Origin of the sequence: Streptomyces sp. GSL17-111 (assembly GCF_037911585.1) — a bacterium.
Lineage (GTDB): Bacteria > Actinomycetota > Actinomycetes > Streptomycetales > Streptomycetaceae > Streptomyces.
This window is the reverse complement of record NZ_JBAJNS010000001.1, coordinates 3,986,991-4,011,180: the sequence shown is the minus strand read 5'-3', so window position 1 is coordinate 4,011,180 and position 24,190 is coordinate 3,986,991. Positions and strand designations below refer to the sequence as shown.

The 24,190-nt window shown below is 73.4% G+C and carries 19 protein-coding genes and 1 tRNA gene; 12 read left to right on the top strand and 8 right to left on the bottom strand.

Translation table 11 applies throughout. The features are described from left to right. Position 1 precedes the first annotated feature (1 nt). Positions 2-1,390: a diaminopimelate decarboxylase gene (locus V6D49_RS17915; protein WP_340561013.1), complete on the top strand. Its 1,389-nt coding sequence runs from the start codon at positions 2-4 to the stop codon at positions 1,388-1,390. A 16-nt stretch (positions 1,391-1,406) separates the two neighbouring features. On the opposite strand, the gene V6D49_RS17910 is transcribed toward V6D49_RS17915, so the two are convergent. Next, positions 1,407-2,549, bottom strand: coding sequence for a hypothetical protein (locus tag V6D49_RS17910; protein WP_340561011.1), 1,143 nt, complete (start codon positions 2,547-2,549; stop codon positions 1,407-1,409). A 324-nt stretch (positions 2,550-2,873) separates the two neighbouring features. Beyond that, positions 2,874-4,094 (bottom strand): acetyl-CoA C-acetyltransferase, encoded by a 1,221-nt coding sequence (locus V6D49_RS17905; RefSeq protein ID WP_340561009.1) that lies wholly within the window; start codon positions 4,092-4,094, stop codon positions 2,874-2,876. A gap of 363 nt (positions 4,095-4,457) precedes the next feature. Here V6D49_RS17905 and V6D49_RS17900 point away from each other — a divergent pair, with 363 nt between their 5' ends. Then, on the top strand, positions 4,458-5,315 hold the full coding sequence (locus tag V6D49_RS17900; protein WP_340561007.1) for a Bax inhibitor-1/YccA family membrane protein: 858 nt from the start codon (positions 4,458-4,460) through the stop codon (positions 5,313-5,315). Between the two features lie 224 nt (positions 5,316-5,539). On the opposite strand, the gene V6D49_RS17895 is transcribed toward V6D49_RS17900, so the two are convergent. Further along, the gene (locus V6D49_RS17895; RefSeq protein WP_340561005.1) at positions 5,540-5,773 is read right to left on the bottom strand and encodes a DUF4287 domain-containing protein; all 234 of its coding nucleotides are present in this window, start codon (positions 5,771-5,773) and stop codon (positions 5,540-5,542) included. 119 nt (positions 5,774-5,892) lie between these two features. Here V6D49_RS17895 and V6D49_RS17890 point away from each other — a divergent pair, with 119 nt between their 5' ends. Further along, a complete protein-coding gene (locus V6D49_RS17890) occupies positions 5,893-6,210 on the top strand; it encodes a hypothetical protein (protein WP_340561003.1) in 318 nt (105 codons plus the stop codon). A 21-nt stretch (positions 6,211-6,231) separates the two neighbouring features. Here the strand turns inward: V6D49_RS17890 and V6D49_RS17885 are convergent, their stop codons facing one another. Further along, positions 6,232-7,071 carry a MurR/RpiR family transcriptional regulator gene (locus tag V6D49_RS17885; protein WP_340564107.1) on the bottom strand — a complete coding sequence of 280 codons (840 nt, stop codon included), beginning with the start codon at positions 7,069-7,071 and terminating at the stop codon, positions 6,232-6,234. A gap of 136 nt (positions 7,072-7,207) precedes the next feature. Here V6D49_RS17885 and V6D49_RS17880 point away from each other — a divergent pair, with 136 nt between their 5' ends. Further along, the gene (locus V6D49_RS17880) at positions 7,208-7,624 is read left to right on the top strand and encodes a hypothetical protein (RefSeq protein WP_340561001.1); all 417 of its coding nucleotides are present in this window, start codon (positions 7,208-7,210) and stop codon (positions 7,622-7,624) included. Between the two features lie 275 nt (positions 7,625-7,899). Here the strand turns inward: V6D49_RS17880 and V6D49_RS17875 are convergent, their stop codons facing one another. Then, positions 7,900-8,505 carry a LysE family translocator gene (locus tag V6D49_RS17875; RefSeq protein WP_340561000.1) on the bottom strand — a complete coding sequence of 202 codons (606 nt, stop codon included), beginning with the start codon at positions 8,503-8,505 and terminating at the stop codon, positions 7,900-7,902. 208 nt (positions 8,506-8,713) lie between these two features. Further along, positions 8,714-10,114 carry a cystathionine beta-synthase gene (locus V6D49_RS17870; protein ID WP_340560999.1) on the bottom strand — a complete coding sequence of 467 codons (1,401 nt, stop codon included), beginning with the start codon at positions 10,112-10,114 and terminating at the stop codon, positions 8,714-8,716. 233 nt (positions 10,115-10,347) lie between these two features. Between V6D49_RS17870 and V6D49_RS17865 the strand changes: the two genes are divergently transcribed. Together V6D49_RS17865 and V6D49_RS17860 are read left to right on the top strand one after the other, a co-directional pair. Beyond that, positions 10,348-11,394, top strand: coding sequence for an SGNH/GDSL hydrolase family protein (locus V6D49_RS17865; RefSeq protein WP_340560997.1), 1,047 nt, complete (start codon positions 10,348-10,350; stop codon positions 11,392-11,394). Positions 11,395-11,488: 94 nt separating this feature from the next. Continuing rightward, complete coding sequence (locus V6D49_RS17860; RefSeq protein WP_340560995.1) at positions 11,489-11,659, top strand: hypothetical protein; 171 nt, start codon at positions 11,489-11,491, stop codon at positions 11,657-11,659. 118 nt (positions 11,660-11,777) lie between these two features. Here the strand turns inward: V6D49_RS17860 and V6D49_RS17855 are convergent. Beyond that, positions 11,778-11,860: transfer RNA gene (locus V6D49_RS17855), tRNA-Leu, on the bottom strand. A 400-nt stretch (positions 11,861-12,260) separates the two neighbouring features. Here V6D49_RS17855 and V6D49_RS17850 point away from each other — a divergent pair. The 4 genes from V6D49_RS17850 to V6D49_RS17835 all read left to right on the top strand — a co-directional run bounded on the left by V6D49_RS17850 (position 12,261) and on the right by V6D49_RS17835 (position 17,226). Beyond that, positions 12,261-13,043: an ABC transporter ATP-binding protein gene (locus tag V6D49_RS17850; RefSeq protein WP_340560992.1), complete on the top strand. Its 783-nt coding sequence runs from the start codon at positions 12,261-12,263 to the stop codon at positions 13,041-13,043. A 78-nt stretch (positions 13,044-13,121) separates the two neighbouring features. Next, positions 13,122-15,653 carry an ABC transporter permease gene (locus V6D49_RS17845; protein WP_340560989.1) on the top strand — a complete coding sequence of 844 codons (2,532 nt, stop codon included), beginning with the start codon at positions 13,122-13,124 and terminating at the stop codon, positions 15,651-15,653. A 296-nt stretch (positions 15,654-15,949) separates the two neighbouring features. Continuing rightward, entirely contained in the window at positions 15,950-16,459 is a 510-nt protein-coding gene (locus V6D49_RS17840) for a YbaK/EbsC family protein (protein ID WP_340560987.1), read from the top strand. A 191-nt stretch (positions 16,460-16,650) separates the two neighbouring features. Beyond that, a complete protein-coding gene (locus V6D49_RS17835) occupies positions 16,651-17,226 on the top strand; it encodes an NADPH-dependent FMN reductase (protein WP_340560985.1) in 576 nt (191 codons plus the stop codon). A 510-nt stretch (positions 17,227-17,736) separates the two neighbouring features. Here the strand turns inward: V6D49_RS17835 and V6D49_RS17830 are convergent. Beyond that, positions 17,737-20,868, bottom strand: a complete 3,132-nt coding sequence (locus tag V6D49_RS17830; RefSeq protein WP_340560983.1) for an AfsR/SARP family transcriptional regulator — start codon at positions 20,866-20,868, stop codon at positions 17,737-17,739. A 245-nt stretch (positions 20,869-21,113) separates the two neighbouring features. Here V6D49_RS17830 and V6D49_RS17825 point away from each other — a divergent pair, with 245 nt between their 5' ends. Further along, entirely contained in the window at positions 21,114-22,256 is a 1,143-nt protein-coding gene (locus V6D49_RS17825) for an IS701 family transposase (RefSeq protein WP_340560981.1), read from the top strand. Positions 22,257-22,379: 123 nt separating this feature from the next. After that, complete coding sequence (locus tag V6D49_RS17820; protein WP_340560979.1) at positions 22,380-24,158, top strand: acyl-CoA dehydrogenase; 1,779 nt, start codon at positions 22,380-22,382, stop codon at positions 24,156-24,158. Positions 24,159-24,190: the final 32 nt, after the last annotated feature.

Here is a 24,190-nt window from a genome sequence, read left to right as displayed (position 1 = left end):
CATGAACGCCGAGACGCCCGACCCCACCCCGCCCGCACCGGCCGGTGATCCGGCCGCCCGCCGCGACGCCGCCGTCCGGGCGGCGGTCGAACAGCGGCTCCTCACCGAGGAGGAGCCGGTCGCCGCCCTGCTCGACGTGGACACCGTCCGCGAGGCCGTCACCTCCCTGGACGACGCCTTCCGCGCGGTGACGGCCCCCGGCACCCCGGTACTGCACACCTTCGCCGTGAAGGCGGCCTCCCTCGTCCCCGTCCTCGCCCTGCTGGCCGCCGAGGGGCTCGGCTGCGAGGTGGCCAGCCCCGGCGAGCTGGCCCTGGCCCGCGCGGCCGGGGTCGATCCGGAGCGCATCGTGCTCGACTCCCCGGCCAAGACGCCCGCCGAGCTGCGCCGCGCCCTCGCCCTCGGCGTCGCCCTCAACGCCGACAACCCCGAGGAGCTGGCCCGCATCGACGCCCTGACCGGCCCGGACGGCCCCCGCTCCCCCGTCGGCCTGCGCCTCAACCCGCAGACCGGCGCGGGCTCCATCGACGCCATGAGCACCGCCACCGCCACGTCCAAGTTCGGCGTGGCGCTGCGGGACGACGGCGCGCGCGCCTGGGTGCTGCGGGCCTACGCGGAGCGGCCGTGGCTCACCTCCGTGCACGTCCACACCGGCTCGCAGGGCATGCCGCTCGACCAGCTCGCCGACGGCGTGGCGGTGGCCTGGGAACTGGCCGAGGAGGTCAACGCCGCAGCGGGGCGGCAGCAGGTGCGGACCGTCAACCTCGGCGGCGGGCTGCCCGTCAACTTCGGCTCCGACCAGACCGACCCGACGTTCACCGACTACGCCCGGCTGCTGCGGGCCCACGTGCCCGGGCTGTTCGACGGCCGCTACCGGCTCGTCACAGAGTTCGGCCGCTCGTTGCTGGCCAAGGCCGGCACGACGGTGGCCCGCGTGGAGTACGCGAAATCGGCCGGCGGGCGGCGCATCGCGGTGACGCACGCGGGCGCCCAGGTGGCGGTGCGCACGGTCTTCGCGCCGACGTCCTGGCCGCTGCGGGTCGCCGCCTACGACGCCTCCGGCCGCCCACGGCGGGGGCCGCACGTCACGCAGGACGTCGCCGGGCCGTGCTGCTTCGCCGGGGACCTCGTGGCCACCGGCCGGGAACTGCCGGAGCTGCGCTCGGGGGACGTCGTCGGGCTGCTCGACACCGGCGCCTACTACGCCTCCACCCCGTTCGGCTACAACGCGCTGCCCCGACCCGGCGTCTACGGCTACCGGGTGGGGCGGGACGGCGTGCGGTTCGCGACCGTGCGGGCGCCGCAGACGCCCGCCGAACTGCTCGCGGAGTACGGCGGGGCGACGCCCGAGGCCCTGCTGAACGTGGCCGTCCGGCCGGCGGGCCGCTGAGGGCGGACGCCGGGCGTCAGAGGGAGGCGATGACGCGGTCGGCCAGGACGTAGACCGTCTCGTCCCCGTAGGCGAACGTCAGCGCGTAGCCGCCGGAGACCCCGGAGCCGCCGAGCAGCACCGGCGCCGACCCGGCGCGCAGGGCGCCGGAGAGCCGGTGGGCGGTGTCCTGGTGCCCGGGCGAGAGGCAGAGCGTGGTGCCGTCGGCGAAGACGTACACGTCCAGCGTGCCGAGCGGGCCGGGCCGGACGTCGGTCAGCTCGGTGCCCGCCGAGGCCACGGCGGCCAGCCGCTCGACGGTGAGCTGCGCCTCGTCCTCCACGCCCCCGCTCTGCGCCGGCACCACCGGTTCACCGGAAAGAGTGTGGTGCGGGTTGGATGGGTGACGGCGCCGGGCCGCGGCCCGTCCGGCGGCCTCCGCGTCGGCACGAGCGGCCTCCGCCGCGTCGGCGTGCGCCGCCTCGACGTGGGCGGGCTCGGCGTGGGCGGAGTCGACGTCCGTGGGACCGGCGTCCGTGGGGCCGACCTCCACCGACCCGGCGTCCGCAGACCCGGTACGGGTGGGCTCCCCGCGCGTCGGCTCGACGGACCCGGCCTCCGGCAGGGCGGCCCCCGGCAGGCTCTCCGGATACGGGAAGACCTCCGGAAGCGGCTCCGGGAAGGGCGGCAGCGGCGAGAAGCCACCGTCCGGGCGCGGACCGCCGGAACGGTCACCCGCCTCCCGGTCGGGCTGACGCGGCAGCAGCGGGCCCGCCTCCGGCCCGTCGGCCACCTCGTCGAGCAGGGCGTCCAGCAGGGCGGCGTCCACGGCGCTCACGCCGTAGTCCTGATGGCTCCCGTAGGGGCCGTCGCCGAAACCGACGCCGTCCTCGGTGGCGCGGGCCTCCTGCGCGGCCCAGAAGGCCCGCGCCTCCGCCAGCTCGCGCTCCCGCTCGGCGGCGAGTGCCTCCGCCACGGCCGCCCTCACCTCGTCGCCGACGGGCGCGGTGTGGGCGGTGGACAGCGCGGTCGCCGGGGCGTCGGTCCGGGTCCGCACCACCAGGTCACGGCGGAGCCCGGCCACCTCGCGACGCAGCCCGCGCACGGCGTGCAGGGCGGCTCCGCTCAGCACCGCGACGACCACGGCGGCCAGCAGCAGGATGAGGGATATGGCGATCACTGGACGTACTCCCGACTCGGCTTCAGCCCCGAATTCCTACCTCACCTTTACCGCGCTCCGGGCTCAAGCACAGCGGAAAACATCACAAACAGTGCATGCACCCCCGAGCAGACCTCTGGCCAAAGCCTCACTGAGCTGCGAAAAGGCTACGCCCGTGGGACGGACATCACATCCCGGTACCGGTTTTCCCAGGTTGCGGGGGTGCCGGAGGCGGGTCAGCCGCGCGGCCCCGGCGGGTCAGCCTCCGCCGGGGCGCCTCCGGACACGCCCGGAGCCCCGGCGGAGGCCGGGGCTCCGGGGCGGGGGCCGGGCGGCCCCGGCGGGTCAGCTGAGCCGTTCGAGGACCATGGCCATGCCCTGTCCGCCGCCGACGCACATCGTCTCCAGGGCGAACTGCTTGTCGTGCCACTGGAGCGAGTTGATCAGCGTCGTGGTGATGCGCGCACCGGTCATGCCGAAGGGGTGACCGACGGCGATCGCACCGCCGTTGACGTTCAGCCGGTCCAGGTCGATGCCCAGGTCCCGGTAGGAGGGGATCACCTGTGCTGCGAACGCCTCGTTGATCTCGACGAGGTCGATGTCACCGATCGTCAGACCGGCCCGCGCGAGGGCCTGCTTGCTGGCCTCGACGGGGCCGTAGCCCATGATCTCGGGCGACAGCCCCGACACACCGGTGGAGACCACGCGGGCCAACGGCGTGATGCCCAGCTCGTGGGCCTTCGTGTCGGACATGACGACCAGCGCGGCAGCGCCGTCGTTGAGCGGGCAGCAGTTGCCCGCCGTCACCAGTCCGTCGGGGCGGAAGACGGGCTTGAGGCCCTCGACGCCCTCCAGGGTGACGCCGGCGCGCGGGCCGTCGTCCTTGCTGACGACCGTGCCGTCCGGCGTGGTCACCGGGGTGATCTCGCGCTCCCAGAAGCCGTCCGCGATGGCCTTCTCGGCGAGGTTCTGCGAGCGGACGCCGAACTCGTCCATGTCCCGACGGGTCACGCCCTTCAGCCGGGCCAGGTTCTCCGCCGTCTGCCCCATCGCGAGGTACACGTCGGGCAGCTCGCCGTTCTCGCGCGGGTCGGTCCAGCCCTCGCCGCCCTGCTCGGCGCGGGCGGCGGTGCGGGCCTCGGCGTCGGCGAAGATCGGGTTGTGCGTGCCGGGCATCCCGTCCGAGGTGCCGTTCACACTGCGGGAGACGGTCTCGACACCGGCCGAGATGAAGACGTCGCCCTCCCCGGCCTTGATGGCGTGCAGGGCCATCCGCGTCGTCTGGAGCGAGGAGGAGCAGTACCGGGTGATGGTGCAGCCGGGCAGGTGGTCCATGCCGAGCTGCACGGCGACCACCCGGCCGAGGTTGTGGCCCTGCTCGCCACCGGGCAGGCCGCAGCCGAGCATGAGGTCGTCGATGTCGCGCGGGTCGAGCTGCGGGACCTTGGCCAGGGCGGTGCGCACGATCTCCGTGGTGAGGTCGTCAGGACGGACGTCCTTGAGCGACCCCTTGAAGGCACGTCCGATGGGTGAGCGGGCGGCAGAAACGATCACTGCTTCGGGCATGACGGCTCCAGGAAGACGGACGGGCCAGGACTGTCTGGGAAGCTACCCGTGCGTAGCGCCGAGGTCACGGCTCCCGCCGTGTGACACGGCTCGCAGCGACGCCCGGACGGCCGAGGGTACCGGTTCGGACCGAACAGACGTCACCGAAACGGTGAGATCCAGACAGAATCGGATGAATCACCCCGGGAAGGGACAGGGCTGGTCAAGGCGGCCCGACGACCGGTCCAGACCCGCTGGAACCACGTCACGCGCACGGAACAATTTCCCTTCTTTCCCTCGTTCCCCTGGTGGACTACCGTGCGGTCTTTGCTTAAGCATTACCCTGGTCCAAGAAGCCGTGCCGTGCGGCCATGGAGGAGTGAGATGAGGAGCAGCAACCCGGTCTTCTCGCGTCGGGGGTTCAGTCGGGACGGGCACGCCGGCTTCCAGGCCGGTCAGCCGCAGGCCGGGAACCCCTACGCGGCGGCCCCCACGGGCAACCCGTACGCGCAGCCCCAGGCAGGCAACCCCTACGCCCAGCCGCAGCAGGGAACGGGCTTCCCGCCCGCCGCCCCGCCGCAGACCGACCGCATGACGATGGACGACGTCGTCTCGCGCACCGCGATGACGCTCGGCACCGTCGTGCTGGCCGCCACCGGCGCCTGGGTGCTGAACGTCGGCCTGGGCATCGCCCTGGTCGCGGCGTTCGTCGCATTCGGCCTCGGGATGTGGCAGGCGTTCAAGCGCCAGGCGTCGCCGGCCCTGATCATGGCCTACGCCGTGTTCGAGGGCGTCTTCCTCGGCGCGATGAGCAACTTCATCAACCAGTACGCACCGGGTGCCGCCATGCAGGCGGTGATCGGCACCATGGCCGTCTTCGGCGCGGTGCTGTTCCTGTACAAGTCCCGGATCATCCGGGTCAACGCCCGCTTCGCCCGCTTCGCCATCGCGGCGGGCATCGGCTACGGGCTGCTGTGCCTGGTGAACCTCGGCTTCGCGCTGTTCGGCGCGGGTGACGGCTGGGGCTTCCGCACCGGGGGCATCGGCATCCTGATGGGCATCGCCGGCGTCGTCATCGCCTCGCTGTTCCTCGCTCTGGACTTCAAGCAGGTCGAGGACGGCATCGCCTACGGCGCGCCGCGCGAGGAGGCATGGCTGGCCGCCTTCGGTCTGACCATGACCCTGGCCTGGATCTACTTCGAGTTCCTGCGCCTGGCGTTCATCCTCAACAGCGGTGACTGACGCCCCGCCCCCGAGGGGGCGGTGAGCGGTTCGTCATGACGACGGCCCCCCGAGGCGCTTCGCCTCGGGGGGCCGTTCGTCTGTGCCGTGCCCCGCCCGGCCGGGGTCGGCTCGGCGGGTGTGTCACGGGTACCGGCCCGGTGCGGGTCCCGGGCGCGGTGCGGGTCAGCGGGGGTGTGCGGGTTCGGACGCCGGCGCTCGCGGACCTCAGTGCTCGCGGAACGTCAGTGCTTGCGGGCGGCACGGCCGCGGCGGAGGTCGTGCTCGTGGATGATGGCCTTGGCGTGGCCGTAGGCGAGCTGATGCTCCCCGCGCAGCCAGTTCACCTTGTCCTCGAAGCGGAAGAAGGACGGGCCGTCGTCGACGGTCCGCATCCAGTCGCAGACCTCCCGGCCCGTGCACGCGGGGATGCGGGACAGCAGGTTCTGATGGGTCTCGTCGGAGAAGAGTTGGGACATCGGCGCCTCCGGACGCTCTCGCTGAGTCCTTCCCGACACCGTGCCCGAGAGCGCACCCGTTGGCAACAGGCCCTCACCGGCCGGGCACACCCCCGAGCGCCCCGCATAGGCTGGCGGACGTGCTCGATGTGACGCCCCTGATGACCGCCGTCGACGCGCTGGCCGACCGGCTGCGCTCCATGCCCCAGAGCGCGCTGCGGCGCGGCGCCTCGGCGCGCGCCCTGGAGTTGGCCCGCGACCTCGCCGTCCGTGCGCAGCGGCTGGAGGAGCCGGGGCGGCCGCCGCGCGAGCTGCCGGACGCCGGACTGTTCGCCGTCGGCGACCAGGTCGCCGTCGCCGGGCACGACCTGGCCGAGGCGCTGCGCGCCGACGGGACGCCGCAGGCCCTGGCCGACGCCGTCGAGCGGGTGAGCGCCACCACCCGCGCCCTGCCCTGACGCGGCGGCCCCGCGACGGGCTCAGGGCAGGAACAGCCCCCGCTCGGCGGCCCGCGCGTCGAACTCCTCCAGCCGGGCCTGCGCCTCCGGGAGTTCGTCGCACATCGCCTCCAGCAGTACCCTGCCCAGCAGCATCGGCGCGCAGGCGGTGTCGAAGACGAGCCCGGTGCCGACGGCTGCGGGCAGCAGGATGTCCTCCGGCCGCGCCACCGGCGCGAACGCGCTGTCGGCGACCAGGACGACGCGCAGGCCCACCGCGCGGGCCTGCTCAAGGGCGTCCAGCACCTCGCGCGGGTGCCGGGGCAGCGCGAAGCACAGCAGCGCGCTGGCCCCGGCCCGGGCTGCGGTGTCGATGCGGTCGGCCAGCATCGTGCCGCCCTCGTCGAGCAGCCGGACGTCGGGGTGGACCTTGGCGGCGAAGTACGCGAACCCGCGCGCCTGCGCCGACGCCGCGCGCAGTCCGAGGACGGGCAGCGGCCGGGAGGCCGCCAGGACGCGCGCGGCCTCGGCGACGGGGGCGGGGTCGGCGAGCTGGGCCGCCAGCAGGCGCAGGTTCTCGATCTCCGCCCGGACGGCCTGCTGGTAGGCGTTCGCCGTCGCGTCGACGTCCGCCTCCGCCCCGCCGTCGCCGGGCGCCTCCCGCAGGTGGCGGCGGAGCGCCGGATAGCCGTCGAAGCCCAGCGCGACCGCGAAACGGGTGACCGAGGGCTGGCTCACACCGGCCAGCTCGGCCAGCTCCACGCTGGAGAGGAACGGCGCGTCGTCGGCCCGCCGCACCATGCAGTGCGCGATCCGCCGCTGCGTCGGGGTCAGCCGGTGTCCCTCGAACAGCTTGTGCAGCCGCGCCGCCGCGCCGGCCATGGCCTCCACCGCCCTCCGTGTGCATTCATCCGTCAACGTCGTTGCATGACTCTATGCAACGACGGGCGGTCCCGTGGTCCGAGAGGGGGGTTAGCCCCCGTGCCACAGGCCCCCGGCGAGGGCTAGCGTCACCGGTATGAGTGGAGCAGACCCCGAGCTGAGGCGGGAACTGGACGCGACGTTGCGGACCCGCGAGGACCTGGGCCCCGACTACGACGACGCCCTCCTCGACGCGTTCCTGGAGAAGGTCGACCAGCGGCTGGACGAGGTCGTCGACACCCGGGTCCGCCGACGGCTGGCCGAGCAGCGTATGACCGCCGTGCGCGAGGAGTCCGGGCGGCGGCCGTTCGACGGGCCCACGGGCCCGGGCGCCGCCTTCGCGCTGGCCCTGACCTCCCTGGTGCTGGCGATCCCGTTGACGGCGATCGCCGGTGACCAGGCGGGCCTGCCCGGCCTGCTCATCGTGTGGGCCGGCGTGGTCGGCGTCAACGCGGTGAACGCCGCAGGACGGCTGACCCGCACGCAGCGGGAGGACCGCCGCGCGGACGACTGACCGCACGCGAAGGGGGGGGACCGTCGCACCCCGGTCGAGCCGACCGGGGACGGGACCGCGACGGTCCCCCTGGGCGCGTGGAACGGGCCCTGACGGCACTGCTCCGGGAGCCGCTCCGGAGTGCCGCCGCGCATCGGCGCCGTTGCCGACGTCGATCATCCTGCCCGGCGCCCGTTAACCGGCCGTTGCACGCCTGTGACACCTGGGGCACGTCCCGCCCGGCGGCGCTTCTCGGCATGGGAGGGCCGGCGCGCTCCCGCAGGCCGGAGGGTGCGTCACGCCATCGCCAGCCATGCGCTCAGGCACACGAAGCAGGCGGCGAACACCCCGCGAATGCCGGTCATCACCCTCGGACGACCCAGCACGCGGTGGCGCACGGCGGCGGCGCACAGCCCGTAGGCGGTGAAGACGAGGAAGGTCACCGCCATGAAGACGGCGCTGAGCCGCAGCATCACGCCGAGGGAACCGGACTCGTCCGCAGGCACGAACTGCGGCAGGAACGCGACGAAGAACATCGTGAGCTTCGGGTTGAGAAGGTTGATCAACGCCCCGGAAGCGATCACACGAGCCGTCGACCGCGACTCGACCTCCCCCTCGACGGCCAGCGCCTCCTTGTCGCGAAACGTCGCCCACGCCATGTAGAGGAGGTAGCCGACACCGAGGTACTTCACCGCCTCGTAGACGAGGACGCTGGTGTGCAGCAGCGCGGCGAGCCCGGTGATCGTCGCCATCAGATGCGGCACGATGCCAAGGGTGCAGCCGAGCGCGGCGACCACACTCGCCCGGCGGCCGTGGGACAACCCGGCGGCCAGGGTGTACACCACGCCGGTGCCGGGGGTGACCACCACGACCAAGGTGGTCAGCAGGAACGCGATGCTCAAGGGGACCTCCGCCCTGTGTCAGGTCCCCCCACCCTGGTCCCGGCGACGGTCCGGCGGACAGAGCCAAAGCACGCCCGGATTGGTGGTCCATATCGCGTCGCCGCACCGGACCCGAGTGCGGAGGCCGAGCCCCACCCGCCATGGGTGGGGCCCGGCCTCCGCAGGGGTGGTGTGGCGCGTCACTTCGCCACCCGTGACCTGGTCACCGTCAGGGAATGGCCCGCACGTTGCCGTGGTCGGCGAGAAAGGCCAGGACGTCCTGACGGGTGACGATGCCCGTGGGCTTGCCGTCCACCAGGACCACCGCGGCGTCCCGTCCCTCCAGCGCGGCCGCCACCTTGGCCACCGGCTCGCCCGAGCCGACGACCGGGAGCGGCGGACTCATGTGCGTGTCCAGCGGATCGTTCGGCCCGGCGTGGTCGGCGTACAGGGCGTGGAGCAGTACGCGCTCCTCCACGGCCCCGATCACCTCACCGGCCATCACGTCCGGGTGCCCGGCTCCCGGTGCGACCACCGGCATCTGCGAAACCCCGTACTCCCGCAGCACCTTGATCGCCTCGCCCACGGTCTCGGTCGGGTGCATGTGCACGAAGTTCGGGATGCCCTCCGCCTTCAGCCCGAGCACGTCACCGGCCGTCGGCTCCGAGACCGGCTGGTCGCTGAACCCGTGCTGGCTGATCCAGTCGTCGTTGAAGATCTTGGAGAGGTAGCCGCGTCCGCTGTCGGGGAGGATCACCACGACGACGTCCTCCGGCGTCAGCCGCTCCGCGACGCGCAGTGCGGCCACGACCGCCATCCCGCAGGAGCCGCCGACCAGCAGGCCCTCCTCCTTGGCGAGGCGGCGCGTCATCTGGAAGGAGTCCTTGTCGGACACGGCGATGATCTCGTCGGTGACCTCGCGGTCGTAGGCGGAGGGCCAGAAGTCCTCGCCGACGCCCTCCACGAGGTAGGGGCGCCCGGAGCCGCCGGAGTAGACCGAGCCCTCCGGGTCGGCGCCGACGATCCGGACGCGGCCGTCCGACACCTCCTTGAGGTAGCGGCCGGTCCCCGAGATCGTCCCACCGGTGCCGATGCCCGCGACGAAGTGCGTGATGCGGCCCTCGGTCTGCTCCCACAGCTCGGGGCCGGTCGTCTCGTAGTGCGAGCGCGGGTTGTTGACGTTGCTGTACTGGTCCGGCTTCCAGGCGTTCGGAGTCTCCCGGACCAGCCGGTCGGACACGTTGTAATAGGAGTCGGGGTGCTCCGGGGCGACCGCCGTGGGGCAGACGACGACCTCGGCGCCGTACGCGCGCAGCACGTTGATCTTGTCCGTGGACACCTTGTCCGGGCAGACGAAGATGCAGCGGTAGCCCTTCTGCTGGGCGACGATCGCCAGCCCGACACCGGTGTTCCCCGACGTGGGCTCCACGATCACTCCGCCCGGCCGCAGCTCGCCCGACCGCTCGGCCGCCTCGATCATGCGGACGGCGATGCGGTCCTTCACCGAGCCGCCCGGGTTGAAGTACTCCACCTTGGCCAGGACGGTGGCCCCGGAGGTGGACGTCACGTTGTTCAGCTTGACCAGCGGGGTGTTGCCGACCAGCTCGATCATCGACTCGTGATACTGCAATGTGGTCTCCGCATTGGAAGGGGCGACCGCGGTCGCGGTCCCGTGACAGCAGCCTATTCCGCACACCGGGGTCACGGGGCGTTGCAGCAGGTACGCATCGGGGCAACAACCGAGTAGGCACACGACGGCGACGGGGGGCGCAGCGGCCGTCCACGGCGGACGGCGGTGGGCACGGGCCGGGCACGGAGCGGCCACGGAGCGGGCCACGCGGACACGGGAAGGCGGGGAAGCGGATGTCGAGAGCGAGGGTGGCACGGCGCATCGCGGCGGCCGCGGCGTACGGCGGGGGCGGGATCGGCCTGCTGAGCGGCGCGGCGGTGGGGCTGCTGGTGGCGGAGGTCCAGCTGACCCGGCGGAAGGTCGGCGTCCCGCTGGACGACCCGCCCGGGGCCGACGGGCTGTACGGCGGCGGCTTCGGGGAGCGCGGGGTGCCGCCGCTGCGGCTGGCGTTCCTCGGCGATTCGACGGCCGCCGGGCAGGGCGTCCACCGGGCCCGGCAGACCCCGGCCGCGCTCGTGGCCTCGGGACTGTCGGCCGTCGCCGAGCGACCGGTGCGGCTGCGCAACGTCGCCGTCACCGGCGCCTGCTCCGACGATCTCGACCACCAGGTCTCCCGCGTCCTGGCCGACCTCGACCGGGTGCCCGACGTCTGCGTCATCATGGTCGGGGCCAACGACGTCACCGAGCGGGTGCCGCTGAGCCAGTCCGTGCGGTACCTGTCGGACGCGGTGACGCGGCTGTGTTCGGCCGGCTGCGAGGTCGTCGTCGGCACCTGTCCCGACCTGGGGTCGGTGGAGCCGATGGGGCAGCCTCTGCGGTGGCTCGCCCGGCGGCTGAGCCGGCAGCTGGCCGCCGCGCAGACGATCGCGGTCGTCGCCCGGGGCGCGCGGACGGTCTCGCTGGGCGACCTGCTGGGCCCCGAGTTCGCCGCCAACCCCCGCGAGCTGTTCGGGCCCGACCACTACCACCCCTCCGCCGAGGGTTACGCGACGGCCGCCATGGCCGTCCTGCCGTCGGTGTGCGGCGCCCTCGGACTGTGGCCGGAGGCGGAGGAGCGGCCGGACGCGGCCAGGCGCGAGGGCCTGCTGCCCGTCGCCCACGCGGCGGTGCGGGCAGCCGCCGAGGGCGGCACGGAGGTCAGCGACGCGCGGGGCCCCTGGGCCCTCCTGCGCCACCGCCGACGCCGTCGCCCCGCCGCGCAGGACCCGTCCCCGACGGACCGGGCTCCGGACGGCCAGGGTTCCGACGTGGCGGCGCGCGCCGACCGCCCCACCACCTGACCGTCGGCCCCGGCTCGCTCAGATCGCGTCAACTCCTGCCTGCCGGACGCATATTCGCGGCGCGGTGTCAGACCGGGGCCGTACGGTGGTCCCCATGACTTCCTCCCCGCTCGCCGACGCCCCGCGCCCCGCGGCGGCCGCCGACGTGAACGACGCCATCCGGCGCCTGATGGAGCAGCCGGCCGACACCCGGCGGGCCGAGGAGTACGTCCGCCTGCTGTCCCTGTGGGCCGACACCACCACCGACTGGACCACCGCCGCCTGACCCCGTCCGTCGGCCCGGACGGCGGGCTGGCCGGTGTGCGGGATGGTGTGCGGGCTCCGTTCCGGGAGGCGGTTCGAGCCCCTCGTGTCTCCTGGCGCGCCGGCTGCGGGCGCCGGCGTGCCCGGAGCCGGACTCGAACCGGCACGGCCCACGAGGCCAACGAGGTTTAAGCTCGTCGTGTCTGCATTCCACCATCCGGGCACCGGCCTCCGGGGCGCGCCGTGGAACGGCGACCCGTTCCGGGGTGCGGAACGAGAGTAACCGGATCTGTGCATCGAACGTCGCGTTCGGTGAGCGATGTTGTCTTATTTTATTGGCGCCTGACGGAGCGTCAGGCGCAGAAGCAGGGGGCGGGGGTCCGCCGCTGGCATATGCCGACGAGCGAGGATTGTCGCAAAGTCGCCCTGTTGACGGACTGGGCGGCTCAGGGTCCGGGTCGGGGTCGGTCGGGGGGTCCGTCATCCCCAGGGAGGACCGCCGCCGCCCCGGACGTCCGCCGGAAGGCGGCCCCAAGACGGGCAGTGCGGGGGATCCGCGGGGCGGATCGGGGGCCGAGGATGGAGGTGTTCCCTTGACCTCCGTCCGACAGGAGCCCGTTCCCGTGACCACCAGCATCCAGCCCGTCCCGGCCACCCTCAGCGGCGGCCTGGCCGCCGCGAGCGCCACCGACCTGTCGAAGGTCTACGGCGCGGGTGAGACCAAGGTGACCGCTCTGGACCGGGTCTCCGTCGACTTCCGGCAGGGCGAGTTCACCGCGATCATGGGGCCCTCCGGTTCCGGCAAGTCCACCCTCATGCACTGCATGGCCGGTCTGGACTCCGTCTCCAGCGGCTCGGCCCGCATCGGCGACACGGAGTTGACCACGCTGAAGGAGAAGAAGCTCACCCAGCTGCGGCGGGACAAGATCGGCTTCATCTTCCAGGCGTTCAACCTCCTGCCCACGCTGAACGCGCTGGAGAACATCACCCTGCCGCTGGACATCGCGGGGCGGAAGGTGGACCGGGCCTGGCTGAACCAGGTGGTCGACACCGTCGGGCTGAGCGGGCGGCTGGGACACCGGCCGAGCCAGCTCTCGGGCGGTCAGCAGCAGCGGGTGGCCGTCGCCCGCGCCCTGGCGTCCCGACCCGAGATCATCTTCGGCGACGAGCCCACCGGCAACCTGGACTCCCGGGCGGGCAGCGAGGTGCTGGGCTTCCTGCGCAACTCCGTGCGCGAACTGGGCCAGACGGTCGTGATCGTCACCCACGACCCGGTGGCGGCCTCCTACGCGGACCGGGTCGTCTTCCTGGCCGACGGCCGCATCGTGGACGACATGGCGGCGCCCACGGCCGAGAAGGTCCTGGAGCGCATGAAGGGCTTCGACGCCAAGGGCAGGACGAGCTGAGGCCGCCGGCCCGGCCCTCCGTCCCCCCATCCACCCCCGCTGTGTGACACAGCCCGTGACCTGTCTGTAGGACTTCCCATGCTCCGTACCGCTGTGCGCAACGTGCTCGCGCACAAGGCCCGGCTGCTGATGACCATGCTCGCCGTACTGCTCGGCGTGGCCTTCGTGTCCGGCACCCTGGTGTTCACCTCCACGCTCTCGACGGCGTTCCAGAAAAGCTCCGAGAAGGGCTTCGACCACGTCGACGTCGCCGTCCGTCCCGACTCCTCGCAGTCCTCGACCCCCGGTGACGCACCGGCGCTGAGCCAGGACCTGCTGGCGGAGACCGCCGCGCTGCCGGGCGTGGCGGAGGCGACGGGCTCGGTGTCCGGGTTCGCCGCCCTGGCCGACAAGGACGGCAAGCTCGTCGGCCAGGGCTGGTCGACGAGGGGCGCCAACCACTACGCCGGTGAGGACGGCCGCGACGACCGCTACACGATGCGGGAGGGCCGTGCGCCGGAGCGGGCCGGCGAGGTCGCGCTGGACGCGAAGACCGCCGAGCGCACGGGCTACGAGGTCGGTGACACCGTGCGGATGTCCGTGGACGGTCCCGTCCGCAGCGAGAAGGTCACCGGTGTCTTCACCACGGACGACGGCAACGTCGCCGCCGGCGGCACCCTCGTCCTCTTCGACACCGCCACCGCCCAGCGGCTCTACGCCGCCCCGGGCGAGTTCTCCGAGATCACGCTGACCGCCGCCCCGGGCACCTCGCAGGCCGAACTGCGCGGCGCCGTCGAGGAGATCCTGCCGAAGACGGCCGAGGCCGTCACCGGCGAGAAGCTCGCCGCCGACCAGTCGAAGGGGATCGAGGCGGAGTTGAGCGGGATGCGGACGGGCATGCTCGTCTTCGCGGGCATCGCCCTGTTCGTGGGCGTGTTCATCATCGCCAACACCTTCACGATGCTGGTCGCGCAGCGGACGAAGGAGCTGGCACTGATGCGGGCGGTGGGCGCGAGCCGCCGTCAGGTGACGCGCTCGGTGCTGATCGAGGCGTTCGTCGTCGGCGCGGTCGCGGGGGTCACCGGTCTGGCCGCCGGCGTGGGCATCGCGGCCGGTCTGCGCGCTCTGATGGGATCCCTCGGCGTCACCGTGCCGGACGGTCCGCTGAGCGTGACCGGTAGCACCGTTCTCGTCTCCCTGGCCGTGGGCACGGTGATCACCGTGCTGGCCGCGTGGCTGCCGGCGCGCCGGGCCGCGAAGATCCCTCCGGTGGCCGCGATGAGCAGCCTCCACGCCGCTCCCACGACGCGCGGCCTCGTGGTGCGCAACACCATCGGCTCGGTCCTGGTGGCCGCCGGTGCGGGGCTGGTGCTGCTGGGCACGGGCATGGACGCGGACTCCGCGAAGGGTCCGATGGGCCTGGGCGCCGCCGTCATGGTGATCGGCGTGTTCGTGCTGACGCCGCTGCTGTCCCGTCCGCTCATCGCCACCGCCGGGCCGCTGCTGCGGGTGTTCGGCGTCTCGGGGAAGCTGGCGCGGCAGAACGCCGTCCGCAACCCCCGCCGCACGGCGGCCACCGCTTCGGCGCTGATGATCGGTCTGACGCTGATCACCGGACTGACCGTCCTGGCCGGGGGTGCGCAGAAGGGCATCGAGAAGATGGCCGCGGACGCGCTGAAGGCCGACTACGTGGTCAGCATGGCGAACTTCAAACCACTCTCCCCCGAGGTCGAGGAGACGCTCGCGGCCGACGAGCGGCTGACCGCCGTCAGCCCGCTGCGCAGCTCGCCCGCCGAGATCGACGGCGACACCGAGTGGCTGACGGGCGTCAACGGGGAGCACATCGACGACCTGCTCTCGCTGGACTTCACCGACGGCTCCCTGGCCGCCCTCGGCGGCACGAAGGCCGTCGTCGACCGGGAGACGGCCGAGCGGTACGACTGGGAGGTCGGCTCGACGTTCCCGGCGACCTTCGAGGACGGCGAGCGCGGGGAGCTCACGGTCGCGGGCGTGTACGAGGGCAACGAGATGGTGCAGGGCATCATGCTCGACACCGCCGTCCTGGACCCGCACCTGCAGCGGGTGGACAGCATGCAGGTCCTCGTGAAGGCGGAGGACGGCACGAGCGGGGCGACGCAGTCGGCGTTGGAGGCCGCCCTGGGCGACAACCCGGCCGTGCTGGTGCAGGACAAGGAGGCCATGTCCGAGGAGATCGCCTCCATGTTCACGTTCATGCTGAACATGCTCTACGGGCTGCTGGCCATGGCCGTCATCGTGGCGGTGCTGGGGGTGATCAACACTCTGGCGATGTCGGTGTTCGAGCGGTCCTCGGAGATCGGGATGCTGCGGGCGATCGGTCTGGACCGCCGGGCGGTGAAGCGGATGGTGCGGCTGGAGTCCGTGGTGATCTCGCTCTTCGGCGGCGTCATGGGCATCGGGCTGGGCGTCTTCTTCGGCTGGGCCGCCGGGGAGATCGTCGGCAGCGAGCTGTCGACGTACGAACTCGTGCTGCCGTGGGGCCGGATGGCGGTGTTCCTGGCCCTGGCCGCCGTGGTGGGCGTGCTGGCGGCCCTGTGGCCGGCGCGCCGGGCCTCCCGCCTGAACATGCTGGCGGCGATCAAGGCCGAGTAGGCCACCGGTGGAGGGCGAGCGGTCGGACGGTCGCCCTCCACCGGAGCGGACGTCCCACGGTCCCGGTGCGCACCCGCGCGCCGGGACCGCGCGCGTTCCGGGCAGGGTGGTGTCTCCCGTCGGCGGTGAGCCTCTGACCGGCCGCGACGGGCGCGGCGCCGGGCGACGGCCGGCCGGAGACCCGGCGGGAACGGCCTGCGGGAACGGCCGACGGGAACCGGGTGGGAGCGAAAGAGGACGCCGCCGGGGCACCGTTTGACCTCAGCAACGGCAAGCGCGGTCCGAGGAGGAATTCGGTGGCTACTCTGCTCGACTCCCACGACGCCCGGAAGTCCGCCGCCACGGCGGCGGGGCAGGCCCCGGAGAACTCCACCGGCTGGTCGCGCCTGCTGGGTCTGGCGGCCTGCCGAGGGGCACGCTTCCGCTTCGGCCCGACGGCCGGCGAGGCCGCCGCCCGCTGCGTCCTGCTGCGCGTCAAGCGCGGCCGGCGCACGCTGCGGCACGTGATCGCCGTCGTTCCGGAGCAGCGCACCCTGGATCTGATCGCCGTCGCCCGGCTCTACGGCGGGGCCTCGGCCGGGTTCGTCACGCCGGAGACGGCCGACGCCCTCACCGGGTGCACGGACCGTCAGGTGCCGCCCTACTCGCCGGATCCGGGCCTTGAGGTGGTGCTGGACCAGAGCCTGCGGGACGCGCCGGAGATCGGCTTCAACGACGTCCGTCCCGAGGTGGCGGTCACGTTCGCCACCGAGGACTACACGACCCTCGCCACGCCGCGCGTCGCGGCGATCACCGCGACGGCCTGAACCGCCCGGCCCACCGGGCACCGCCGGGTCCGTCCCGGCACCACGGCTCCGGGCTGTGGTACGGCGTCTCCCCCGTTGACCCGTGCCACAGTCCGGTTCAGGGCTGCCCGCGCACGGGACGCGTGCGGTATCGGACCGGGAACAGGGCGGCGCATCATCGAGAGCACACGTTGCCTCCGAGGAGCCACAGCATGCCCAAGATCGCACTCCTGTCCGGCAGTCTGCGCCGGGAATCGTCCAACACGGCCGTCATCGCCACGATGCGTCGCATCCTCGAGCAGCAGGAGGGCTGCGAGGCGGTCGACATCGCGCTCCGGTCCTTCCCGCCGTTCGACGAGGACGTCGAACGTTCGGGCGGCACCCAGGAGTTGCGGGCCGTCTCGGCGCTGGTGGCCGGGTCGGACGCGCTCGTCATCAGCTCGCCCGCCTACAACGGCTACCCCCCGGGGATGCTCAAGAACGCCCTCGACTGGTTGTCCCGGCCGCCGGGCGGCGGCGTCATCAAGGGCATGCCCGTCGGGATCGCCAGCGCCTCGCCCGGTCGCGCGGGCGGGGCGAACGTACAGCCCCGGCTGGCCGAGATCCTGACCAACTCCGGTGCGTCGGTGGTCGAGTGCGCCACGCCCGTCGCCGTGGGCAACGCGGTCGCGCTGCGCACCCCGGAGGGGATCATCACGGACGCCGCCGTACTCGCCGACCTGGAACGGCTCGTCGCGGACGTGCTGGCCGCCGTCGGCGCGCCGGCCACCGCGCCCGTGACCGGGTAGGTCCGGGGCGCCCGCCGCGCTCCCCGCCGCCGTCTCCCCGCCGTCTCCGCCGCCGTCCGGCCCCTGCCGGACGGCGGCTTTCGCGTGCTCCCGGGCGACCACATGCGATACGCATATGCCCACTCTAAGCACTCCTTCAACCCCTGGTGAATTAAGTGTTCCGCTTCGCTTGATTTCACACTTCCGCTTGACAGGAATGCGGTAGTAACCTGCCAGTGGCCAAGGAGGAACGGCCCGGGAAGAGATGCTGCGACTCTCGACACATCGAAAGGCGAACACCAGTCGAGAGGGCAAGAGAATGCGCGTGAAGCTGAGCGGCATGGTCGGAATCCTCGCAGCAGCAGCGTTCTCGTGGGGGGTTGTCATGGGGACACCTGGGGACGACGACAACGGGCTCGTGGTCAGAGCCGACGGCACGGGCGAGATGGTGATCCTGGAGGACAAGGGCAACCCGTGACCGGGCGGCACGACCGGACGCGCGTCGGATCTTCTGAGGGACGGTATCCCGACTCAGAAGATCCGTCGCGCGTTTTCGGGTACGCCCATGCGCTGGAACAACTCGTCCGCCTGCCGCAGGAAATCCTCGGCGGCGGCATGATCGCCCAGACTCCTACTCGCTTCGGCGAGACTGTCAAGGGCCTGCGCCATCTCGAATCGGAAATTGATGGTCGCGGCCAGGTCATATGCACGGCGACTGCGGATCATCGATTCCTCGGCCTCGCCGAGTGCGAGGAACACCCGGCCCGCCATGCTCTCCACCGCGGCCTGCCGCACGGCGACGTCCTTCTTCGCCGGAATGTCCAGGGCCTGCTCGATGTACCGCCGGGCCTCCTGGGGCCGGGCCAGCATGATGTGCGCCCCCGCGTGCTGCGCGAGGATGAGCGCCGTGGCCGACGGGCCGTGCCAGTCCTCGCACAGGCGCAGTGCCTCACCCAGCTCCTCCAGCGCCCGGTCGGGGCGGCGCAGGCCGATCAGCGCGAAGCCGAGGCTGGAGCGGGCGACGATGGTGTGGCCGAGGTCCCCGATGTTCTGCCAGATGGCGATGGCCCGCTCGGCCGCGTCGGCCGCCTCCTCGAACTTGCCCAGCCGCACGGTGACGGAGCTGAGCACGTTGAGCGTGCCGGCCAGTTCGCGCGGCGCGCCGAGCTCCTGCTCCAGCAGGCTCGCGCCCTCCAGGAAGCCGAGCGCCTGGTGGAAGTCGCCGAGGCTGTTGTAGATCTGGCCCAGTCGGCCCATGCAGCCGGCCTCGCTCTCCCGGTCGCCCAGTGAGCGGGCGAGTCCCAGGGCCTCCTCCAGACAGGTGATTCCCTCCTCGAACGCCCCCACCCGCCAGTGCTCCATGGCGAGCGTGGCCAGCATGAGGAGCAGCAGTTCACCGTCCTTCAGCCGGCGGGCGGCGTCCACCGCCAGCACGCAGGCCCGGCGCGAGTCCCGGGTGTGGTTGCGGATGGAGGAGTGGAAGGACAGCGTGCGCGGGAGGTAGGCGGCGTGGCGTAAGTGGTTCTGCCGGTAGGCCAGTTCGACGGCGGCGATCAGGTTGTCCCGGTGCCCGTCGAGCCAGTCGAGCGCGCGGGAGCGGCAGGTGAACTGCGCGGGCGAGGGCCCGGCCGCCGGGATCAGGTCCGTGTGCCGGGAACGCTCCGGGAACAGCATGTCGCACGCGCCTTCCGAGGTCAGCACGTAGTGGTCGAGCAGCCGCCGCACCGCCTCCTCCTCCTGCGTCGCCGTGGCCGCGCCGCGCAGCCCGAGCGCGAAGCTGCGCACGAGGTCGTGGAAGGTGTAGGCGCCCGGCTCCGGCTCCTCCAGCAGATGGGCGTCGAGCAGCGCCTCCAGGGCGTTCTCGGCCTCGACGCCGTCCCGGCCGAGCAGCGCGCCCGCCTCCTCGACGCCGATGCTCTTGCCCGGGTGCAGCCCGAGCAGCAGGAAGTCGCCCCGCTGGCCGTCGTTCATGGCCTGGTAGGACATCCGCAGGGCGGCGGCGACGCTGCGGCCCGCCGAGTTGAGTTCGCTCAGCCGTCGGGTCTCGTCGCTGAGCCGGTCGGCGAGCCGCTGGATCGTCCAGTGGGAGCGGTTGCGCAGCCGGGCGGCGGCGATCCGCAGGGCCAGGGGCAGTCGGCCGCAGAGCCGGATCAGCTCGGCGCCCGCCTCCGGTTCGCGGGCGACGCGTTCGTCGCCGAGGGTGCGGCGCAGCAGGTCGAGGCCGTCCTCCTCGGACAGCGTGCCGAGCGAGAGCCAGTCGGCGCCGTCCAGGTCCACCAGACGGGGCCGGCTGGTGACGAGGGTCAGGCACTCGGGGGAGGCGGGGACCAGCGGACTGACGTGCTCGGCTTCGGCGGCGTTGTCCAGCACGACGAGCAGCCGCCGCTGCTTGGTGATGGAGCGCCACAGCGCCGTGCGGCCGGCCACGGTCGTGGGCATCTCCTCGCTGGGCACCCCGGACGCCGCGAGCAGGGCCTCCTGGGCCACGGCCGCGCTGAGCGGCTCCTGGCCCGGCGTGTAGCCGCGCAGGTCGACGAAGAGCTGGCCGTCCGGGTAGTCCTCCACGAGGCGGTGCGCGGCGCGGATGGCGAGAGCCGTCTTGCCGCTGCCGCCCATGCCGTCGATGGCGATGATGCGGGCGCACTCGCCGGAGGCGCGGCCCACGGAGTCGGTGATCCAGCGCAGCTCGGACTCGCGCCCGGAGAAGTCCCGCAGGTCGTACGGGAGGGCGCTGGGGACGGAGGTCGCCGGGGCCGGGCTGCGCGGTACCGGTACAGCCGCCGGTTCCGGGGAGGAACTCGGCGGCTGCTGGGACGCGGTGGGGGCCTCGCCGTCCGGATCCGGCTCCGGACCGGCGGGCTGCGGAGCCACGGCGTCCGGGGCGGGCTCGCGCGGCGGTGCGAGCTCGGGGCTGTGCCGCAGGATGCGCTCGTAGAGCCGCGCCAGCTCCACGCTCGGGTCGATGCCCAGCTCGTCGGCGAGCAGGGCGCGGACGCGGTTGTACTCCTCCAGTGCCTCGGCCTGCCGCCCGGTGCGGTACAGGGCCAGCATGAGGTGGCCGCGCAGGGTCTCCCGCAACGGGTGCTGGTTGACGAGCGTGCGCAGTTCCCCGATGACGGCGCCGGCCTGCCCGGCCTCCAGTTGCAGGTCGATGAGTTGCTCCGCCGCGCTGAGGCGCTGCTCCTCCAGGGCGGCGGACGCGGCGTCGATGACGGGGCCGCCGAAGCCCGCCATCACCGGGCCGCGCCACAGCTCCAGGGCGGACTGCAGCGCCTCGACGGCGGCGGGGCGGTCACCGGCGGCCACGGCCTGCCGGGCGCGCGCCACCCCGGCGCGGTACTGGGCGAGGTCGAGCTGCGCCTCGGTGAGGACGGCGCGGTAGCCGGGCCCGTCGGTCAGGATGAACGAGGCGCCGTCGGGAATGCGCTGGCGCAACTCGGCCACGGCCTTGCGGATCTGGTGGAAGGCGCTGCTGGGCGGCGCGTTGTCCCACGCGGCCTCGACGAGCCGGGCCACCGGGACGACCCGGTTGGCCTCCAACAGCAGCATCACGAGGGTCCGTTCGCGCAGGGCCCCGCCCAGGCGCAGCGGGACGTCGCCGTACCAGCCCTCCAGTGCGCCGAGAATGCGAAAACTGGGAACGCCCGTTCTCGTAGCACCCACCATCATGGCTCGCCAGCCCCCCGTCGCTGTACAACGCCGTGCGTGAGTATCAGCGCCCGATTCTATGCACTGGGCGGTGCGGCAGCAACGAATGTCGCACGGAGCGCGATCACGCGGTCACCACCGTTCGGGGGCCGACGGTATCCGAACGGAACCCGCTCGGTAAGCGAGTAGGACAGGAGCGAGACACCCTCCGGACAACCGTGGATGCGTGGCATCCGGCAGGGCTTCGGTTAGGGGGAACGATGGAAACCGGCCATGACCTGGTGGGCAGTCTCTGCGAAGGTCTCTTCGCCTCTCTCCTGCGGCGCGATCAGCGGGTGAAGGCGGAGAGCTACGTACGGGCGCTCCTGGCCGCCGAGGGGCGGAAGACGCTGCGGAACATCGCCGAGCAGATGGGCGGCGAGTCGGCGCAGCAGAGCGTGCACCACTTCATCAGCAGCTCCTCGTGGGACTGGTCGGCGGTGCGCCGGTCGCTGGTCCAGCGGGTCGAGCGGGAGATCGCGCCGCACGCGTGGGTGGTGCGCCCGCTCGTGATCCCGAAGGCCGGACCGCACTCGGTGGGGGTGGGGCAGCAGTTCGTGCCGCATCTGGGCCAGACGGTCAACGCCCAGCAGGCGTTCGGCGCGTGGCTGGCCACCGAGGGGGCGAGCGTGCCCTGCAACTGGCGGCTCGTGCTGCCCGACAGCTGGCTCGAGGACCCCTTGCGGCGGTCCCGGGCCTGCATCCCGGCGACCAGCCGCACGGCGGGGCTGGAGGAGTGCGCCGGCGACGCCGTGCGGCAGGTGGCCGGTGACGCGGCCCCGCGCCGGCCCGTCGTCGTGGACGCGAAGGGGCTCGACGCGGCCCGCACCCTGCGTCACTTCGGGGCGGGCCGGGCCCCGTTCCTCCTGCGGATCGGTCCGCAGACGCGGGTGCGCGTGGACAGCTCCCGGCTGCACGCGTACTGCGACGCGCCGGTCGCGGCGGAGCAACTCGTCACCACCATGAAGCAGTTCCGCCGCCAGGCCGAGGTGCACTTCCGCGGCGGCGTCACGCACACCGGGGTGACGGCGGCCATCCCCGTCGTCGTGGACGCCGTGCGGGGCCGGCTGCCGATGCTGCTGCTCGCCGACTGGCCCGTCGCGGGGCACGGCCCGGCGGCGCTGTGGCTGGCCCGGCCCGGCGGGATGCCCCTGCCCGGGTTGCTGCGGCTGGCCCGGCTCGCGGACACCGTCGAGCGCGACTCCGCGCAGATCTCCGAGGGCATCGGCATCCGCGACTTCGCGGGCCGCTCCTTCCAGGGGTGGCACCGGCACATCACCCTGGCCTCGGTGGCCCACCTGGCGGTCGTCCTGTCGGGGGCGCGGCACGAGGCCCGCCCGCGCCGCCTCACGCCCGCCGCCTGACCGCCGCCGCCCGACGCCCGACCGCCGCCCACCCGCCGCGCCGGGCCGGGGCCTTCCGCAGGCGGGTCCCGCCTTCAAGCACTGTGCGAGCGGTGTTCCAGGCCGGGCGGGGACCGTGGACGCATGATGCGACTCCCGCCCACCGAAGACCGGGTGGCCGCGCTGGAACGGCTGCTCGGAGACCCGCGCGACCGGACGAAGCCGCTCTCCAACGCGGCGGTGCTGGCCGCGGACCGGCGTGGCGAGCTGCCGCTCGGCGGTGAACCGACCCTCGCCTCCTACGGACTGCACGAGGAGTTCGTCCCCCGCGAGCTGGGGGGCCGACTCACCGGTCTGGACGCCGTCGCCCGGCTGTTGCGGGCCGTCTGCCGCCGGGACTCGGCGCTCGGCCGGGGCTACGGTGCCGCGTCCCTGCTGCCCGCCCTGTGCGGGTGGCACTACGGGAACGAGGAGCAGCGCCGCGCGCTCGCCGCGATCCTGCGGGAGGGCGGCCGGCTGACCGCCGCGCCCCGCGAGGCTCCGACGGGCGGCGCGGGGGTCCGGGCCACGCCCGGCCCCGACGGGCTGACGCTGGACGGCCGGACGTCGGCCCGGCTGAACATCCCGCGCGCCGACGCCTACGTCGTCCTGGCCCAGCACACCGACGGCTCCGGGGACACGTTGCTGCTCCTCCCCCGCGAGGTCCTGCCGACCGACTGCGTGCGCGAGGTGCCGGGACAGGACCTGCCGGCCATGCGGCGGCTGTCGGTCGGCGAGCTGCACTTCGACGGCTGGCCGGTGCCGCCGGGGCGGGTGCTGGGCACGGCCGGGCAGGGGTCGGCCGCCGTGGTGCGCGCCCAGCAGATGGCCCGCCCCCTCGTCCCGGCCATGGCGATCGGCTCCGCCGACACGGCGCTGCGTTCGGTGGTCTGCGTGGCCCTGGGCGGGGGCGAGGCCGGGCAGGCGCTCAGTTCCCGCTACGCCCAGGAGGTCATCGCCTCCGCCTTCGTCGACCTGCTGATCGCCGACTGTCTGACGCTGGCCACGATCCGTTCCCTCCACCTGCTCCCCGACCGGTCGAGCCTGTGGTCGGCCGCGAGCACCTACCTCGGGCACCGGCTGCTCCAGCAGAGCACCGGGGACCTGCTGCCCGTGCTCGCCCACGCCCGGCACGACGGGGTGGGGTACGGCACGTTCCGCAAGCACCTCATCGACCTGGCGGAGCTGCCGCCCGGCCCGACGGGCGCGGCGGCGGCCCTGTCCTCGCTGGTGCCCCAACTGGCCACCCTGGCCCGGCGGTCGTGGACGCCGCGTGCGGGGGGCGGGGCCGAGGTCGCGGAACTGTTCCACCTGCACGACGCGCTGCCGCCGCTGGACGCGGAGCGGCTGAAGGTCGCCGCCGCCGACGACCCGCTCACCTCCCTGCTGGCCGACCCGGAGGCGCTGCTCGACGCGGCCCCCGCCCTCGGCCCGCACGCGGAGGCCGTCCGCGCCCGGACGGCGGCGCTCTCCGGACAGCTGCGGGAGCTGGCGGCGGAGTGCCGGGAACTGCCCGAGCGCGACCCGTCGGTGCTGGCCAACCCGCGCGGCTACGCCCTGGCCGAGCGGTACACGCTGCTCGCCGCCGCGGCGGCGTGCCTGGGCGTGTGGCGGCACGGGGTGACGCGCACCGGCTGCCCGTTCCTGACCGAACCGGCGTGGCTGACGGCCGCGCTCGGCCGCATCTGCCTGCGCCTCGGGCTGCCCGGCGCCGAGCCGGGCGGTGAGGACACCGACGCGCTGGTGGCCCACGTGGTGGCCCGGTACCACCAGGGCCGCTCCCTGGATCTGTACGGAACGGTGCTGGGCGATGTGACGCCGAACGCCGAGGTTCCCGGGCAACCGCCCGCCCCGCAGCCGCAGCAGGCCGGCGGGCGGGTCTGAGCGGCGGGACGCACGCACGCCCCCCCTGGACA